This is a genomic window from Gillisia limnaea DSM 15749 (genome assembly GCF_000243235.1).
Classification (GTDB): domain Bacteria; phylum Bacteroidota; class Bacteroidia; order Flavobacteriales; family Flavobacteriaceae; genus Gillisia; species Gillisia limnaea.
In genome coordinates this window covers 1,456,709-1,473,482 of the sequence record NZ_JH594606.1, presented here as the reverse complement: position 1 = coordinate 1,473,482, position 16,774 = coordinate 1,456,709, and the positions used below count along the sequence as shown (strand labels likewise).

Here is a 16,774-nt window from a genome sequence, read left to right as displayed (position 1 = left end):
CTATGATTCTAACATATCAAAAAATAATTTCAGGCATTGTCATAGCTAGCGCTGTGACAATGCTTTTTTCATGTGAGGGCAATTTAGAAAGGGTACGGGCCATGGAACTTTCGGGAGATAATCCCCAGGCAATAGGTAAAAACCTCAATTTGAAATATACAGATTCCGGCAGGGTCGTAGCAACCTTAAAAAGCGATAAAATGCTGGATTATACCAATTTGGAATTTCCCTACCGCGAATTTCCGGAGGGAGTGCTGGTAGAGTTTTTTGATGAAGAACAGAATAAAAATACGGTAGAAGCCAATTATGCTATTATTTACGATGCTACCGGACTTATAGACCTGCGGGGAGATGTGGTTCTGGTTACAAGTGATAGTACCAGGCTGGAGGCAAGTCAGCTTTACTGGGATCAAAACCAGGGGTGGGTTTTTACAGATAGGGAGAACACGATACGATTCGCAAACGGAGCCCTAAATAAAGGGGAGGGTTTTGATTCCGATTTAAATTTTACTAATTTTCGTTCCCGCACAAACGTGGGGATACAGGTAATTGAAGAGAAAAAGAAATGACAAAATTTTTTAAATACTTTGAATTCGCGTATCTATTTATAGCGGCTTTTTTCCTTTTCGAATCCGTTAGGATCTGGAATGTGGAGCGAAACAGGGCATACTTGTTCCTATTCTTTGTGGGGGTCGCAATTTTTATGTTTTTCTTCAAGAGAAGGTTCCGGAAAAAACTGGAAGAACGGAACCGCTAATACATCATGGAAGTAGAAATTCTTATCATTGTCATCGCTTTAATTTTATCGGCTTTTTTTTCGGGCATGGAGATCGCCTATATTTCTTCGAATAAGATCTTTATTGAAATAGAAAAACGGCAATCCGGATTGTTATCTACCGTTTTAAAACGACTCACAAAAAAACCTTCCAAATTTATTGCCACGATGCTGGTGGGGAATAATATAGCCCTGGTGGTCTATGGTTTTTTTATGGGAGATCTAATCATGAATTGGCTGTATGGTTTTCAACCGGTGCAAAGCGCAATTGCCAATTTTTTTATTGTAGATTTTAGTTTGTTTACCCAAACGGTGATCTCTACCCTAGTCATCCTTTTTACCGCAGAATTTCTTCCGAAGGTATTCTTTCAAATCTATGCAAATTCTCTTCTGAAATTTTTTGCTGTTCCCGCATACTTTTTCTATTTGTTGTTCAGTTTTGTTTCCTCTTTTGTGATCTGGATTTCCGATCTTATCTTAAAAAGATTTTTTAAGACCGAAGGGGATGAAGTGCAACTTGCCTTTAGTAAACTTGAACTTGGGAATTTCATTAGCGAACAAATGGAAACCGTAGAATTTGATGACGATGTGGATTCTGAAATTCAGATCTTTCAGAATGCGCTGGAGTTTTCAGAAATAAGGGCAAGGGAAGTGATGATTCCAAGAACCGAAATTGTAGGGGTAAATCACGATGTTGCACCCCGGGACCTGGTCCAGACTTTTACAGATACCGGACTTTCTAAGATCCTGGTCTATAATGAAAGCATAGACGATATTATAGGATATATTCACTCTTTTGAACTTTTCAAGAAACCCGAAACCCTAAAATCTATTTTGTTGCCGGTGGTTTTTGTTCCCGAAACCATGTGGGTGAAAGATGTGCTCAATATCCTTATTAAAAAAGGTAAAAGTATTGCAGTGGTGATCGATGAATACGGAGGCACCAGCGGAATGATCACCGTGGAAGATATCGTGGAAGAACTCTTTGGCGAAATTGAAGATGAACACGATGCTGTGATTCTTATAGAAGAAAAACTTGGAGAAGAACATTATAAGTTTTCTGCGAGGCTGGAAGTGGATTATTTAAATGAAGTCTATAAACTTGATATCCCGGAAGGAGAAAATTATGAAACCCTGGGAGGTTTTATAACCAATCATACCGAGGAAATTCCACAACAGCTGGAAGAGGTAAAGATTGAGAATTTCCTTATCCGGATACTTGAAGTTTCCAATACAAAAATTGAATTGGTGGAGCTGGAAGTTAGGAACAAGGACTAATTCTCTCATTGAGTTAATATTTTGCAAATTTTAAGTTTTATAGTTTGGTTAAAAACACTATTTTCGCCCACTATACAAGATAAATAACAACTACACATGGCAGTATTAAATAAAATAAGACAACGTTCTGTTTTCTTGATCATAATTATCGCATTGGCATTGTTCGCTTTTGTCCTTGCCGATGTTATTCGTAATGGAGGAATGAGTTCACAAAAATCTCAAAATGTGATCGCTACCGTGAATGGAGAAGAGGTTAGCAGGGAAGATTTTGCAAGGCAAGTGGAAGCAATGCAACGCAATATGGGGGCTAATGCCACCACCGCTCAGGTCGTGAACCAGGTTTGGGAATTTAAATTGCGCGAGGTGATTTTAAAGGAAGAATTTGAGAAGCTTGGAATAAATGTAGGGGAAGCCCAGGTAAGAAAACTATTGAGAACACAACTTGCAAGCAATCCTAACTTTACCAATGAAGCCGGTTTATTTGATGATAACCGTTTGCAGGAATATGTGGCCAATTTAAAAGCAACTTCCCCAGAGGCTTATCAGCAATGGGTAGCATACGAAGATAATATCGCTGAGAGCGCCCGCGAAAATATTTATTATAATTTGGTTCGTGCCGGAGTAGGAGCAACCTCAGTGGAAGGTGAACAGGCTTATAGATTTGCAAACGATAACATCGACCTGAAATTTGTACAGGTTCCTTATACCTCCATTCCAGATTCTGAAGTAAGCGTTTCTAAGGATGAGATTCGTGATTACGTAAAATCACATTCAAAAAGATTTAAAGTAGAGAAAGCAAGGGATATTCAATTTGTGTTTTTTCCTGAAACCGCATCTGCCGAGGATGAAAGTGAAGCAAAACAACTTGTAGAGGAAGCTTTAAGCAGCAACGTTCAGTTTAATGCAGAGACCAATGCCAATGATACTATTTCAGGATTTAAAAGTGCCACGAATACAGCCGCTTTTGTAAATCAAAATTCGGATATAGCATATCAGGATCGGTTCATTTTCAGAGAGCAATTAAACAGTGAATATGCCGATGAGATCTTCAATTTAGAAGATGGAGAACTATATGGTCCCTATAAAGAAGCTGGATACTGGAAAGTTAGCAAACTTGTGGAAGCACGTCAAATGGCAGACTCTGCTAAAGCGAGTCACGTTATGGTCTCCTGGGAGGGATTGCCTACTGCAGGTGAAGTTAGCAGGACAAAAGAAGCAGCAAAAGCGCTTGCAGATAGTTTAGCCGGTGTTGTAAGAAACGATAAATCCAAATTTGCAGCATTGGCATCGCAGTATTCAGATGATGTTGCTACCAAAGAAACAGCAGGAGATCTTGGTTATTTTGGACCGGGACAAATGATTGGCGGATTCAACGATTTCGTATTTGAAAATAATGCAGGTACAGTTGGAGTTGTAGAAACCGATTTTGGATATCACGTGATCTCGGTTGAAGAAAAAACAGATGAAGAACGTGCAGTAAAAATTGCTACGATTGCCCGTAATATCGAACCATCAGAAGAGTCCTTAAACAATTTATATACCGAGGTTACCACTTTTGAAATGGCTGCAAGGGATAAAGGTTTTACAGAGGTTGCAAAAACAGAAAATCTTGAAGTAAAAACCGTTAGGGATATCAAGCCTTTGGAAGAAAATATTCCCGGACTGGGACCACAAAGAAGGATGGTTCAATGGGCCTTTGAAGATGGCGCAAAATCTGGAGATATCAACCGGTTTGAAATTCCAGGAGGCTATGTACTTGCCCAGGTAACTGCCGTAAAGAAAGAAGGTGTAATGGGAGCTGAAGATGCATCCTCAATAGTAACACCTATTTTACTAAAAGAAAAGAAAGCAGCGCTTATTAAAGAAAAGATCAGCGGATCTAATCTTGCTGAGATTGCCAAAAATCAGAATACAAGCGTGCAAAATGCAAGTGCAGTTAACCTAAAAAACCCAACGCTTGCAGGTGCAGGTAGTGAGCCGGAAGTAGTGGGATCTGTATTTTCATTAGAGCCCGGAGAAGTTAGTAAGCCTATTGCCGGCGAAAAAGGTGTTTATGTAGTGGAATTGGTTGCAATTAATAAGGCTCCAGCCATGGAATCTTACAGGAGTTTTGCAAATCAGGAAACTGCAGTAAGAAGACAAGAGGTAACTACAAGAGTTTTTGAAGCTCTTAAGGAAGCCGCAGAAATTGAAGATAACAGAGCTAAGTTTTACTAGCTTACCTTATTTTCCAATAAATAAGAAATACCCCACAGTTTTTAAACTGCGGGGTATTTCTTTATGATAAAGATCCTTGGGAACTGTTTTGTGAAAATGGATCCTGCGAGAGCTTTTTGCTGAACGCTATTTTACCATCTCTGCATAAGAAAGCAGGGTTTGATATCCCTTTTCCTTAAAATAGGCTTTTTCTGCCTGTCCTCCTGTTGCTAGGATAAAATCACCTCCCCAGCCTCCCAAACTTTTTATGGCTCCCGGAAAATCCGGAAATAACTCCGATTTGATCTTTGGAGTATTTATGAGCTTTGAGATTAGGGTTTCATGTATGGTCATAAGTAATTTAAACTCTTCAAGTGTCTCGCAATAAATAAAACTTTGTGTTAAAGCAGCGATCTTTGTGATGGTTTCCTGTAAGAATTCCCTTGGTTGTTGTTTATAGTGCTCAATAGAATCCCTGCTGTTCTGTTTCCTGTTTAGGTGAACAAAAAACAATTGGTCTATAAAATCCGGCTTGAAATCTACCGATAAAACACTTCTTTTAGTTTCGGTTACCTCATAGGTTAAGGGATGATCTTGTTGTGCGGCAGCAATATCATATCCACTGCCTCCAAAGGTGTTTTTAAGCAATGTATAGGCATCTACCCGAAAAAACTGCGCAATGTTATTTATAAGCGTTGAAGAGCTCCCTAAACCCCATTCCCTTGGAAATTCGAGTTTGGAGGTCATCGTAAATCCGCGGTTTTCAGAAAGTATTCCGGGATTCAAGAGGTGTGCCTGCCGGAGGATTTGAAGGAGCTTTTCAGAAATGCTCTTTTGTTCATTCCATGGTTCTGCTATGGTATCTACACGGGTATTTTTGATTTCATCTATTTGAAATTCTGTCTCAAACCAAACCCGGTTTTTAATATCCAGGCTTTTCCATACTATACTGGCATCTTCCCGGGGGTTGACTTCCAGGCTTTGCCCAAACTGTGTCGGAACAGCTAAAGCCAATGCTCCATCCAGTACTGCATATTCTCCTGTGATTAAAAGTTTGCCGTTGCTATGGAATTTCATCAAAGTACTTGTTTTATCATGTTTTTAATCACCTCGGTTTATTCAAATCTGGTTATTTCACAGCATTTAAACCTCTCATGTGTTCTAATTTATCTGCTACACTGCTATGGGTAACCGTATGGTGCCGGAAGTAATCCAGAAGTTCATTTTTTTCCTCCTTGCTGGCGTTTTGTTGATTCAAAATATTCATCAAATGCATTTTCATGTGGCCTTGCTGAATTCCGGTGGTTACAAGTGAGCGGATGGCAGCAAAATTTTGAGCAAGGCCCGCCACAGCCACAATCTCCATTAATGTTTTTGCTGAAGGTTTTTGTAAAATTTCCAGCGCCACTTTTACAAGGGGGTGTAGGTTGGTTAAACCGCCAACGGTACCCAAAGCCAAAGGGATTTCCATCCAAAATTTGAAGGTGCCGTTCTCTACACTGGCATGGGTCAAGCTGCTATAGCTGCTATTTCGGGAAGCATAGGCGTGCACCCCGGCTTCTACAGCCCTAAAATCATTTCCGGTGGCCAACACAACGGCATCAATTCCATTCATAATCCCCTTATTATGAGTTACAGCCCGGTATGGTTCCACTTCTGCTATTTTTATAGCCGTGAGGAATTTTTCGGCAAAACCTGCAGCATCTTCCTGCTTCTCATCGGCAAGTTCATTCACCGGACAGGAAACTTCAGCCCGTACGATACATTCCGGAACAAAATTGGAGAGTATGCTCATAATTACCTCTATATTTTTTTCTTCCGAAGTAAATTCAGCATAGGAATTGGCTTCTAAACGAAGTGTTTCGGCAAATTTTTCTAAACAGGAGTTTATAAAATTGGCACCCATGGAATCTTTGGTTTCGAACTTACAGTGCAACTGGAAATAGTTTTCCATAAGTCCGGTTTTATTCCGAAGTTCAATATCCAGAACACCCCCACCGCGTTTTTCCATATTTTTTGTAATCCCACGTACCTCTTTCAGCAAGGTTGGTTTGCAAATCTCAAAAAAGCGTTCCAGTTTTTCAAGATTCCCTTTATAGGTAAAATGCACCTGACCTACCTTGGTGGTATTCAATACTTCCACATTAAAGCCGCCACGCGTAAACCAATATTTGGCCGCCTTACTTGCTGCGGCAATTACAGAACTTTCCTCGATAGCCATTGGTATGGCATATAGGTTTCCGTTAATTAAAAAATTGGGAGCGATCCCAAAGGGCAAATAGAAGTTGCTCAGGGTATTTTCGGTAAACTCATCGTGCAGGGTTTGAAGTTGTGGGTTTTCGTTCCAATACTGGCGCAAAACTTCTTCAGACTCTCTGGAATTGTTGAGATATGTTTTAGATAACCAGGTGATTTTTTGTTCCTTGGTCAACTTGGAAAAACCGCTTATGGGGTCGATCATTATCAAAAATTTTGGAATTCAAAGATACAATTACTCGGGTGATTCACGAAAGCTTTATCTTTCACAACCAATCTTGCAGATTAATTTCTGCGATTTTTGTTTAACGAATTATTAGTATTTAACAATCAAATACGCCGTTTTTTGCTGAATTTTTAGTAAACTTGGCCAGAAAAATTTATTTATAACAAATGAAATTATCAAAAATTATTTTTAGTCTTTTTTTCGTCGCAACTACCGCTGTTTTTGCCCAGCAAAAGGAGATTACTCTGGAGGAGATCTGGGGTGGGACTTTTAGTCAGGAACGTTTGGAATCCCTTAATTCCCTAAATAATGGAAAAGAATATATAATTCTTAATCAGGATCGAGATGCCGGAACCTCCAGTATAGATGTGTATGGATATGAGTCTGGTGAGAAAACAAGAACTTTGGTAAATAGTTCAAATCTTGAAGAGATCTCAAGGTTTCAGGGATATGAGTTAAGCGATGATGAAAGTAAGATCCTGCTTGGAACCCAGGTGGAGCAAATCTACAGACATTCTTCCCGCGGTATCTATTTTGTTTATGATATCCCCTCTAAAACATTGAAAAAGCTAACCGATAAAAAAATACAGGAACCAACCTTCTCTCCAAACGGCGCTAAAATAGCCTATGTGCATGACAATAATTTGTACGTAAAGGACCTTGCTTCCGGAGAAGAAGTGCAAATCACTTCCGATGGAAAGAAAAACGAGATTATCAATGGGATAACAGATTGGGTGTATGAAGAAGAATTTGCTTTTGTGCGCGCCTTTGACTGGAATGCCAACGGAAATCATATTGCGTACCTAAAGTTTGACGAGGTAGAGGTGCCAGAATTTTCTATGGATGTGTTTGGGGCCGATCTTTATCCCGGGGCATCAACTTTTAAATACCCTAAAGCGGGGGAAAAGAATGCTGAAGTTTCTTTGCATATCTATCATTTGAAAGAGAAGAATACCACTGCAGTGAATCTTGGAGATTATGAAGATTTTTATATTCCCCGCATTGAATGGACCAACAACCCAGAAATATTGAGCGTACAGGTTCTTAACCGTCATCAAAACAATCTTGACCTGCACTTTGTGAACTCGGCCAATAATGAAGTAAAGCTTATTCTAAACGAAAAAGATAAAGCCTATGTGGATATAACAGATAACCTTACTTTTCTTGAGGATAACAGTTTTATCTGGACCAGTGAAAAGGATGGATATAACCATATTTATCACTACGATAAAAGCGGAAAACTCATTAACCAGATCACCAAAGGGAATTGGGAAGTGACCAATTACTACGGATTTGATCCTAAATCGAAAACGGTTTTTTATCAAAGTACAGAGGATGGAAGCGTGAACAGAACTGTTTATTCCATAAAGGCCAATGGAAAAAACAAAAAACGCTTAACTGAAAAAGAAGGAACCAACAGCGCAGATTTTAGTGCAGATTTCTCTTATTTCATCAATTCCTTTACAAACACCCAAACTCCGTATGTTTTTACGTTGCACGATGCCAAGAACGGAAAGCTTATAAGGAAGATAAAGGATAATGCAGAATTGCTGGAAAAAGAAAAAGCCTACGGTTTTTCTCCAAAAGAGCTTTCAACTATAGAAGTTAACGGAAATGAACTGAATATGTGGATGATAAGACCTTCAGATTTTGATCCGACTAAAAATTATCCGCTTTTGATGTTCCAGTATTCCGGACCTGGATCACAAACAGTTTCCAATACCTACTTCGGAACAAATGATTACTGGTATCAAATGCTTGCAAACGAAGGCTACATAATAGCTTCGGTAGATGGAAGAGGTACAGGTTTTAAAGGTGCAGCCTTTAAAAAGGTAACGCAAAATGAACTTGGGAAATATGAACTGGAAGACCAGATAGCAGCTGCAAAAAAACTTGGGAATCTGGATTACATCAATAAAGATCGAATAGGGATATGGGGATGGAGTTATGGAGGATTTATGTCTACAAATGCCATTCTAAAAGGCAATGATGTGTTTTCTATGGCCATAGCAGTAGCGCCTGTTACCAGCTGGAGGTTTTATGACACCATCTATACCGAACGATATATGACCACCCCGCAGGAGAACCCGACGGGTTATGATGAAAATTCACCTATTAATCATGTGGATAAATTGAAAGGAGATTACTTATTGGTGCATGGTACAGCAGATGATAATGTACATGTTCAAAATACGATGAGGCTTATAGAAGCCCTTGTACAGGCAAACAAAGAGTTTGACTGGGCGCTTTACCCAGACAAGAATCACGGGATCTATGGCGGGAACACACGCTTGCATCTTTACACAAAAATGACCAATTTTATCAAGGAAAATTTATAATAACCACCACTAATAAATCAACTATAAATGGCTAATACAGCACCTCCAGTTAATCAAAAAGAATTATTCGGACACCCGATTGGTTTGTTTATTTTATTTTTCACAGAAATGTGGGAACGCTTTTCCTATTATGGGATGCGCGCGATCCTGGTTTTATATCTTGTGAGTGCCACTACCGAAGGAAATGCGGGACTAGGTTGGACTCAGGTGGAAGCACTGGCGCTTTATGGATGGTACACCATGCTGGTGTATGTGGTTTCCATTCCCGGAGGTATTTTAGCCGATAAGGTTTTTGGACAAAAAAAGGCGGTCTTAATTGGTGGAATAATCCTGGTAATTGGCCACGGAATTCTTGCAGTAGAAGAAATGTGGGCGTTTTATTCCGGTTTAGGTTTGATCATTGCCGGAGTTGGTCTATTAAAACCTAATATTTCTACCATGGTTGGTGGACTTTATAGAGAAGGGGATATTAGAAGAGATAAAGGATTTACAATTTTCTATATTGGAATTAACGTAGGGGCTTTTCTTTCCAGTATTATAGTAGGAACCGTAGGGGAAGTTTATGGATGGCATTATGGTTTTGGACTTGCCGGTATTGCAATGGCCCTTGGATTGCTCGTATACTTATGGGGACAAAAATACCTTACCAACGTAGGGAATCTTCTTTCTAAAGTAGAACGCGATGAAGGTGCATCCTTAGGGAAGTTGTTTGCAGATTTGTTTAATTCACCTATGCAGCTGGTCATTTCTCTTATCCTACTTGGAGGTTCCATTTGGGGTATGTTTACAATGGGAATAGCCTACGGGATTTTATTTATTTTTCTAACCCTGGTGGTGGCTATGATGATGATGGTTTATAAAGATCTAACCACACAGGTGATGAAAGACAGGTATGTGGTAATGTTGCTTTCTTTTATCCTGGTGATCGTATTCTGGGGAGCTTTTGAACAAGCCGGTGGTTTGATGAATATCTATGCCCTGGATAATACAAACAGAACGATTCCATTTAATTTGCCTTTGGGAATTGGAAATGAAATCCCTGCTTCCTGGTTTCAGTCATTAAATGCGATGTTCATTATAATATTTGGAGTTCTTGTTGCCAATTACTGGGCGAAGCGAAAACTTAAAAGCAAGGAAGCTTCTTCCATCTTTAAAATGGCCATTGGGGTTATTATAATGGGATTTGGTTTCGTATTTATGGTATTTGCAGCCCTTCAGTTTGAAACAAATGGATCTTCAGCGATGTACTGGTTGGTATTTGCATACCTTTTCCATACCATAGGGGAATTATGTTCCTCTCCCGTAGCCTTATCTTTTATAACCAAACTGGCGCCGGTAAAATATGCATCTTTAATGATGGGGGTTTATTTTGCAGCCACCGGTTTAGGAAATAAAGTGGCAGGAGAACTGGGAGCTTTTGCTGCAGAAGCAGGAGATATCGCAATTTTCTCCGGGATTACAATTTTTACGGTAACCTTTGCATCAATTGTATTAATTATGCTGAAACCTCTTAAAAGACTTACCCATGGAGCTGAAGATAATGAGCGGGAAATGTTGGAGCAGGAACCTTATGAGCTTGCAGATACAGAATTAAAGAAATAATTTTATAGGTTAGCGAAAAGCGGATGTTCAATCGTAAAAAGGGAATGGTATTTGAAATTCCCTGTTCATTGCTATTTTTAGCGAATGATACATTTATTGGAAGAGGATTTCTCAAATAGAAAAAGCCATTCTATAGAAGTTTAAAAATGTTCGCTAAAACAATAAAGATCTATATATGAAACATATAAAATTACTTGTTGGGATCCTTTTGTTTGTTTTTTCCATCGCTCAATTTCAGGCGCAGGAGATCAATTGGATGAGTATGAACGAAGCTTTGGCTGCCCAGAAAAAAGCGCCAAAGAAAATATTCATGGATGCATATACCACCTGGTGTGGTCCCTGTAAAATGTTGGATAAAAACACTTTTTCCAATAAAGACGTGATCAATTTCGTCAATAAACATTATTATGCGGTAAAATTTAATGCTGAAGGAACCGAAGAAATTACCTATAAAGATTTTAAGTACACAAATCCTAATTTCGACCCTGACAGAAAAGGTAGAAACAGTCAGCACTTTTTTGCGAATGCCCTGAAGATTTCTGGATATCCGAGTCTTGTATTTTTTGATGAAAAATCCAACGTGATCACTCCTATAATGGGATATCGTACTCCCCAGCAACTTGAGATCTATCTAAAGATGATCGCGAATAACGATTATATGAAGTTGAATTCTGCTGAAGCCTGGCAGGCATACGAAAAGAATTTTAAAGGTAGTTTTAAAGACTAATCCTTATTCTTCGGTCAAAATTTCTTCGGAACTATAAAATATAAAAGCTCCCTTTTCACCAGTTGCGTGAAAAGGGATATTTTTTTGTAGCCCTGTTTTTTGCCATCGGCTCATATAACTGGGATAATTGCTGCCATCGGCTATGAGTATTTCAGGATTCAAATGTGTTAGTAACCGGTCTAAATTTATCCTTGGGGAATTAATGAGTAAAACCACCTGGGGATTTAATCCTGTAATATCAAAGACCCCACTACTGTCGATCACAAAAATGGTTTTTCCTGCTATTTGGTAAAGGTTTTTAAGGGGGATTTCCCGGATATGCTGAATATTCCTACCGGTTTTAAAATCTTTTATCAGGTTTTGTGAAGCGGCACTTGTATCTAGATTGTGATGTAAAACCAGTTGATGTTCGGTTTTTTCTCCTAGTATGGAATTTCGGCTTTTATGGAAAATGATCCCTTCTTCAGTTTTAGCTGAATTCTTTTCGTAGATAAATCCAATTTGAAGAATCCCGGTTGCGATAAGCAGAAACACTATATTGTTATAATTGAATTTCTTCAGAAGAAAAACAAAGGAAAACACAAGGAGATAAGAGGCCAGAAGGAGGAGGGCCGAAAAGTAAATTTCCTGAAATAAAAAGTCCTCTTTTGAAGCTATAAATGAGACAAATTCGTTTAGAAGCTCAATCATTTCTCCATAAACCCGGGTTAGAAATGCCGGTAAAAGGCCAACAACAGCAAGCAGCATAACCAGAATCCCCAACCCCAGCAGCAGCCCTAAAAATGGGAGGATCACTAGATTTGAAACAAAGAACAACCCGGGGAATTGATGAAAGTAAAACAGGCTTAGTGGCAAAACCCCAATTTGCGCCGCAATGGTTACCGTAAGGATTCCCCACATATACTTAACCAGGCGATATCTGGGGGTAAATAAACCAAACAGGTGTGGTTGAATTAAAACAATGCTGAGGACCGCCGCATAACTCAGTTGAAATCCAACCTGGAAAATAAAATACGGATTTATGAGCAACAAAAAGATAAGGGAGGTGAAGAGCGCATTGAGTACGCTGCTGCGCCGGTTTAGTTGCATTGCAATGGCGATAAAGGAAAACATACTCACCGCGCGCACTACAGAGGGAGACAAGCCTGCCAACAATGCAAAACCCCATAGTAAAAAAATTAGAAGGATTGCTTTTATGGGTTTTCCATAACGAATTCTTTCTACAGGTTTTAAGAGATGGTTTAACAAAAGCAAAATGATCCCAACATGCAATCCCGATACCGCCAGGATGTGAATCACTCCGGCGGCGGCATAATTGCTGTAAATTTCAGGACTTATGTCCTGTCGCTGCCCTAGAAGGAGCGCCTGGATAATTGCAAGTTCCTGAGGCGCAAATTCATGCCGCCGTAATTCAGAGATTATTTTGTTGCGAACCTGCCCTGCGATGGATCTTATTCCCGAATTGGAAAGTTCCATTTTAAGAACTTCATTCCTGTTAAGATTGAGCTGCCCATAAACTCCCAAATTGGCCATATATGCCCTGTAATTGAACTGATGTGGATTGAGCGGAGTATTGATGTTTGATACACGAAATGGCAGCGCGAGCAGGTTTCCGGGTTGAAATTCCTGGACCTCCGGGGTCCTTGTGATATTAAGAAGGATTTTGCCGGATGCTTTTTTATCCTGAATACTTTTTACCGAAACAATGTATTTATCCTGAAACAATCCCGGTTTCAATTTTTCGGTTACTTCGGCAATTAAACGTTCTCCGGAAACCGATGGATTTTTAGAGACTTGATGTAGGTAATGATTGGGGTCGTTTTCCGGAAGATGTAGGGAAGTACTTAGGAAACCCAGGAACAGGAATATTAGGGCACAATTAATTCCGAAGAATATATCCTGAAAAAATAGCTTGCGGGCCCTAAAAAAACTGAAGATAAAAGCTATAAACAATAACATCCCAAAAGCTACTAAGGATGGAACCGGGAATTTAAAATAAAATCCCAGGACTATACCCGCAATTAGGGAGATGGCAATTTTTATGAGCGTAGCGTTGATCAATTTTTGGCCTTGATAGTTTTCTATATCAAGGTACTACAAAAATTAGATCACCCGGCGTGCCATTACAAAATGCTCAAACCAATAATTATCTGCAAGGGAAGAAATGATCACTCCGCGGGAGGTGCTGGAATGAATAAATAAAATGTGTCCCGGTTGGATCTCTACCACGAGGCCAACGTGGTTGATCACTTTTTTATTCTTATCGGTCTCAAAAAATAACAAATCGCCAATATTTACATCGATTAGGGAAAGGCGTTCCCCTTTTAAGGACATATCCCGTGAAGACCTTGGCAAAGCGATGTCTTCCTTTAAAAATGAGGTATAAACCAATCCCGAACAATCCATTCCATCCCGGGTTGTTCCGCCATATTTATATTTGGTACCTTTAAAATCCAGGGCATAGGAGGTAATATTGTAAACCCGGTTATCTTCGGGCTTAGCTTCAGGAGGAGCGGTATTCATCTTGTTTTGAGGCGGGGCAAGTTCGGTTTTCCATTCTGTAACAATTGCTTCTTTAGATTGCTTGGAATTACGTGTTTTGGAGGTTCCGCAGGAGATTAGCAGGCTTCCAAGGATCAGGAATAAAGTTAGTCGGGGGAGATTGAAACTCATCAGAAAATCAGTTTTTAATAGAATTATGGATTAATCGGGCGGTTTTCTCACTGGCACCTGTGCCACCCAACTTTCTTTCTAACTCAAAATAACCTCCAAAAATTGTTTTCCGGTTTTCAAAAATCAGTATTTTTTCCAATTCTCTCTTTAGGGATTTTTTATTGAACTCATTTTGAATTAATTCCTTGACCACTTCTTTTTCCATGATCAAATTAACCAGGGAAATATAGTCTAATTTAATAATACGTTTTGCGATTTGGTAAGAAATACTACTTCCTTTATAACAAACCACTTCCGGGACCTTGAACAATGCGGTTTCCAGGGTCGCAGTTCCTGAAGTTACGAGTGCGGCGGTTGAAAGACTTAAAACATCATAGGTTTTGTTCATCACCAAATGCACATTCTTCTTTTTGATAAAAGGCTTATAAAATTCAGGTTCCTGGCTTGGCGCTCCTGCAATTACAAATTGATGATCCTTAAAATCATTTGTAATGCTTAGCATGGTTTCCAACATTTTGGAAATTTCCTGTTTTCTGCTTCCCGGGAGTAAAGCTATAATGGGCCTGCTATCCAGTTTGTGCTCTTTTTTGAAATCTTTTGGAATAACAAGGTCCTGATGAGCGATCGCATCCAGCAGGGGATGGCCTACAAAATGAACGGGAAAATTATGTTTTTTTTCATAAAAATCCTTTTCAAAAGGGAGGATCACATACATATGGTCTATATCCCGTTTTATTTCGGTAATCCTGTTCTCCTTCCAGGCCCATATTTGTGGGGAAATATAGAAATGGGTTACAAACCCCTGTTTTTTGGCCCATTTTGCGATCCTGAGATTAAACCCGGGATAATCTACAAAAATGATTGCATCGGGTTGAAAAGCGGTAATATCATCCTTGCAAAAGGAAATATTCCTGAAGATGGTTTTTAAATTGAAAAGCACCTCAACAAACCCCATAAAAGCCAGTTCCCGGTAATGTTTTACCAGAATCCCACCAACCTGTTCCATTAAATCCCCACCCCAAAACCGAAAATCAGCATTCGGGTCTTCCTTTAACAAAGCTTTCATAAGATTAGAGGCGTGAAGATCTCCCGATGCTTCTCCGGCTATGATGTAATATTTCATCTGTTTATCTTATTGTTTTTATTTAGCTTATGTAACGTCCCAATAATCATTTCTTTGTGTTAAAAACTTTATAGTCGTAGATGTTTCATTTATAATTAGTCCCATGAGTGCGCGGGATCCTTCATTGTGTTCAGAATGACATACCCGGGTTTTTTTATCATTCTAAGCGAGCTTTTGGGCGAGGAAAATTCCCTATTGTGGGTGCGCGTTTGGTGTAGTGAAAATGTTATTGGATCTTTCATAAGCTATCCTATTTTCTAATTCCCAAAAGTAAATGGGATTAGCAACCATATTATCGATTCCCTGGGTAAAAAATTTCTCATTAATATTTCAATTAAATGACAATTGATGTTGCAATGAGTAAAGCAGTCAACACAGTTGCCAAAACTACTCCCCGGGCCTTGTATAATTGATCTTTCTTTAAAAATACAAAAAATGGAAGAAAATTTAAAACAGCCCCCAAAGCACTCACCTTACCTAAATAGTCGTTCTTAATAGCATCCTTGATAGTGGGTTCTATATCCATTTCTGAAAAAAATGAGATGTAAAGAAAGATCCCTGCTATATTGGCAAAGATCCCTGTTAGAAATCCTATTAATATTTTCCTTTTAATCATTTAAATTCCAGCTGTTTAGATCCTGAATGAAATGATGGGCGGTTAGATCAAACTGAACCGGAACTATAGAAACATACCCATTTTCCAGCGCCCATTCATCGGTATCCTGGCCCTTATCTTCATTCACAAATTTGCCCGTGAGCCAATAATAATCTCTTCCCTGAGGGTTGGTACGCTTATCGAATTCTTCCACCCAATAGGCTTTTGCCTGACGGCATATTTTTATGCCTTTAATGTCTTCTGCCTTCAATTTAGGTAAGTTAACATTTAAGACAACCCCTTTAGGCAGACCATTTTGTAATACGTTTTTGGTGATGGACTTCACGAATTTCTTACATGGCTCAAAATCTGCATTCAGGGAATAATCGGTTAAGGAAAATCCTATGGCAGGGATCCCTTCAATACCGGCTTCTACCGCAGCACTCATGGTACCGGAGTAGATAACATTTATGGAGGAATTTGAGCCGTGATTGATCCCGCTAACGCATAGATCTGGCTTGCGGTGCAGGATTTCCTGAGTGGCTATTTTCACACAATCGGCAGGGGTGCCGGAACAACTAAACTCCTTATGGTTATAACTTTCTTTTATTGTAACAGGATCACAGTATAAGGTGTCATTAAGGGTAATTGCGTGTCCCATCGCACTTTGTGGACTATCTGGTGCAACTACAATCACATCCCCAAGGGTTTTCATCACTTCAATAAGCGCCCGTATTCCGGGTGCTGTAATACCATCGTCATTGGTCACTAAAATCAAGGGTTTTTTTTGGGGCATTTGGTTTTTTTTATGATTTGCTAAAATAATACTTTTCAAAGGAAAGGTTATCTTCGATGTTCGACAAATAATTTGTGTAAATCATTACTCTTGGCACAATTTTTTATGTATTTTGTTTGAAAATTAATGTTGAAAATTAACCGGTTTATGAAATGAGCATTACGGTAATGCTATACAACCACCCAAAA

Annotated in this window: 13 protein-coding genes; 6 read left to right on the top strand and 7 right to left on the bottom strand. The window is 39.2% G+C overall.

The genetic code is table 11. From position 1 onward, the window contains the following. The first annotated feature begins 2 nt into the window (after positions 1-2). The 3 genes from lptC (at position 3) to GILLI_RS08350 (ending at position 4,270) form a co-directional block, all read left to right on the top strand. Complete coding sequence (gene lptC / locus GILLI_RS08360) at positions 3-569, top strand: LPS export ABC transporter periplasmic protein LptC (RefSeq protein ID WP_006988663.1); 567 nt, start codon at positions 3-5, stop codon at positions 567-569. Between the two features lie 194 nt (positions 570-763). Further along, positions 764-2,053 (top strand): hemolysin family protein, encoded by a 1,290-nt coding sequence (locus GILLI_RS08355; protein ID WP_006988661.1) that lies wholly within the window; start codon positions 764-766, stop codon positions 2,051-2,053. A gap of 96 nt (positions 2,054-2,149) precedes the next feature. Next, positions 2,150-4,270: a peptidylprolyl isomerase gene (locus GILLI_RS08350; RefSeq protein ID WP_006988660.1), complete on the top strand. Its 2,121-nt coding sequence runs from the start codon at positions 2,150-2,152 to the stop codon at positions 4,268-4,270. A 126-nt stretch (positions 4,271-4,396) separates the two neighbouring features. On the opposite strand, the gene GILLI_RS08345 is transcribed toward GILLI_RS08350, so the two are convergent. Then, on the bottom strand, positions 4,397-5,326 hold the full coding sequence (locus GILLI_RS08345; RefSeq protein WP_006988659.1) for a GYDIA family GHMP kinase: 930 nt from the start codon (positions 5,324-5,326) through the stop codon (positions 4,397-4,399). A gap of 52 nt (positions 5,327-5,378) precedes the next feature. Then, the gene (locus GILLI_RS08340; protein WP_006988658.1) at positions 5,379-6,710 is read right to left on the bottom strand and encodes a hydroxymethylglutaryl-CoA reductase, degradative; all 1,332 of its coding nucleotides are present in this window, start codon (positions 6,708-6,710) and stop codon (positions 5,379-5,381) included. A 188-nt stretch (positions 6,711-6,898) separates the two neighbouring features. Here GILLI_RS08340 and GILLI_RS08335 point away from each other — a divergent pair, with 188 nt between their 5' ends. The 3 genes from GILLI_RS08335 to GILLI_RS08325 all read left to right on the top strand — a co-directional run bounded on the left by GILLI_RS08335 (position 6,899) and on the right by GILLI_RS08325 (position 11,399). Continuing rightward, positions 6,899-9,070, top strand: a complete 2,172-nt coding sequence (locus GILLI_RS08335) for a S9 family peptidase (protein WP_006988657.1) — start codon at positions 6,899-6,901, stop codon at positions 9,068-9,070. 27 nt (positions 9,071-9,097) lie between these two features. Next, complete coding sequence (locus GILLI_RS08330; protein ID WP_006988656.1) at positions 9,098-10,672, top strand: peptide MFS transporter; 1,575 nt, start codon at positions 9,098-9,100, stop codon at positions 10,670-10,672. 175 nt (positions 10,673-10,847) lie between these two features. Then, positions 10,848-11,399 carry a thioredoxin family protein gene (locus tag GILLI_RS08325; protein WP_006988655.1) on the top strand — a complete coding sequence of 184 codons (552 nt, stop codon included), beginning with the start codon at positions 10,848-10,850 and terminating at the stop codon, positions 11,397-11,399. 3 nt (positions 11,400-11,402) lie between these two features. Here GILLI_RS08325 and GILLI_RS08320 read toward each other — a convergent pair whose 3' ends face one another. The 5 genes from GILLI_RS08320 to surE all read right to left on the bottom strand — a co-directional run bounded on the left by GILLI_RS08320 (position 11,403) and on the right by surE (position 16,586). Further along, the gene (locus GILLI_RS08320; RefSeq protein ID WP_006988654.1) at positions 11,403-13,460 is read right to left on the bottom strand and encodes a ComEC/Rec2 family competence protein; all 2,058 of its coding nucleotides are present in this window, start codon (positions 13,458-13,460) and stop codon (positions 11,403-11,405) included. Positions 13,461-13,502: 42 nt separating this feature from the next. Further along, positions 13,503-14,072: a C40 family peptidase gene (locus GILLI_RS08315; protein ID WP_006988653.1), complete on the bottom strand. Its 570-nt coding sequence runs from the start codon at positions 14,070-14,072 to the stop codon at positions 13,503-13,505. A 7-nt stretch (positions 14,073-14,079) separates the two neighbouring features. Then, positions 14,080-15,195 (bottom strand): lipid-A-disaccharide synthase, encoded by a 1,116-nt coding sequence (gene lpxB / locus GILLI_RS08310; RefSeq protein ID WP_006988652.1) that lies wholly within the window; start codon positions 15,193-15,195, stop codon positions 14,080-14,082. A gap of 334 nt (positions 15,196-15,529) precedes the next feature. Further along, positions 15,530-15,811, bottom strand: coding sequence for a hypothetical protein (locus GILLI_RS08305; RefSeq protein ID WP_006988651.1), 282 nt, complete (start codon positions 15,809-15,811; stop codon positions 15,530-15,532). Beyond that, positions 15,804-16,586 (bottom strand): 5'/3'-nucleotidase SurE, encoded by a 783-nt coding sequence (gene surE / locus GILLI_RS08300; RefSeq protein WP_006988650.1) that lies wholly within the window; start codon positions 16,584-16,586, stop codon positions 15,804-15,806. The genes GILLI_RS08305 and surE overlap by 8 nt, the downstream gene beginning before the upstream one ends. Between the last annotated feature and the right edge of the window lie 188 nt (positions 16,587-16,774).

What these genes read in the sequence shown, in the direction of transcription:
- lptC (WP_006988663.1), top strand. Translation starts at nt 3, where the DNA reads ATGATTCTAACATATCAAAAAATAATTTCAGGCATTGTCATAGCTAGC.
- GILLI_RS08355 (WP_006988661.1), top strand. Translation starts at nt 764, where the DNA reads ATGGAAGTAGAAATTCTTATCATTGTCATCGCTTTAATTTTATCGGCT.
- GILLI_RS08350 (WP_006988660.1), top strand. Translation starts at nt 2,150, where the DNA reads ATGGCAGTATTAAATAAAATAAGACAACGTTCTGTTTTCTTGATCATA.
- GILLI_RS08345 (WP_006988659.1), bottom strand. Translation starts at nt 5,326, where the DNA reads ATGAAATTCCATAGCAACGGCAAACTTTTAATCACAGGAGAATATGCA.
- GILLI_RS08340 (WP_006988658.1), bottom strand. Translation starts at nt 6,710, where the DNA reads ATGATCGACCCCATAAGCGGTTTTTCCAAGTTGACCAAGGAACAAAAA.
- GILLI_RS08335 (WP_006988657.1), top strand. Translation starts at nt 6,899, where the DNA reads ATGAAATTATCAAAAATTATTTTTAGTCTTTTTTTCGTCGCAACTACC.
- GILLI_RS08330 (WP_006988656.1), top strand. Translation starts at nt 9,098, where the DNA reads ATGGCTAATACAGCACCTCCAGTTAATCAAAAAGAATTATTCGGACAC.
- GILLI_RS08325 (WP_006988655.1), top strand. Translation starts at nt 10,848, where the DNA reads ATGAAACATATAAAATTACTTGTTGGGATCCTTTTGTTTGTTTTTTCC.
- GILLI_RS08315 (WP_006988653.1), bottom strand. Translation starts at nt 14,072, where the DNA reads ATGAGTTTCAATCTCCCCCGACTAACTTTATTCCTGATCCTTGGAAGC.
- lpxB (WP_006988652.1), bottom strand. Translation starts at nt 15,195, where the DNA reads ATGAAATATTACATCATAGCCGGAGAAGCATCGGGAGATCTTCACGCC.
- GILLI_RS08305 (WP_006988651.1), bottom strand. Translation starts at nt 15,811, where the DNA reads ATGATTAAAAGGAAAATATTAATAGGATTTCTAACAGGGATCTTTGCC.
- surE (WP_006988650.1), bottom strand. Translation starts at nt 16,586, where the DNA reads ATGCCCCAAAAAAAACCCTTGATTTTAGTGACCAATGACGATGGTATT.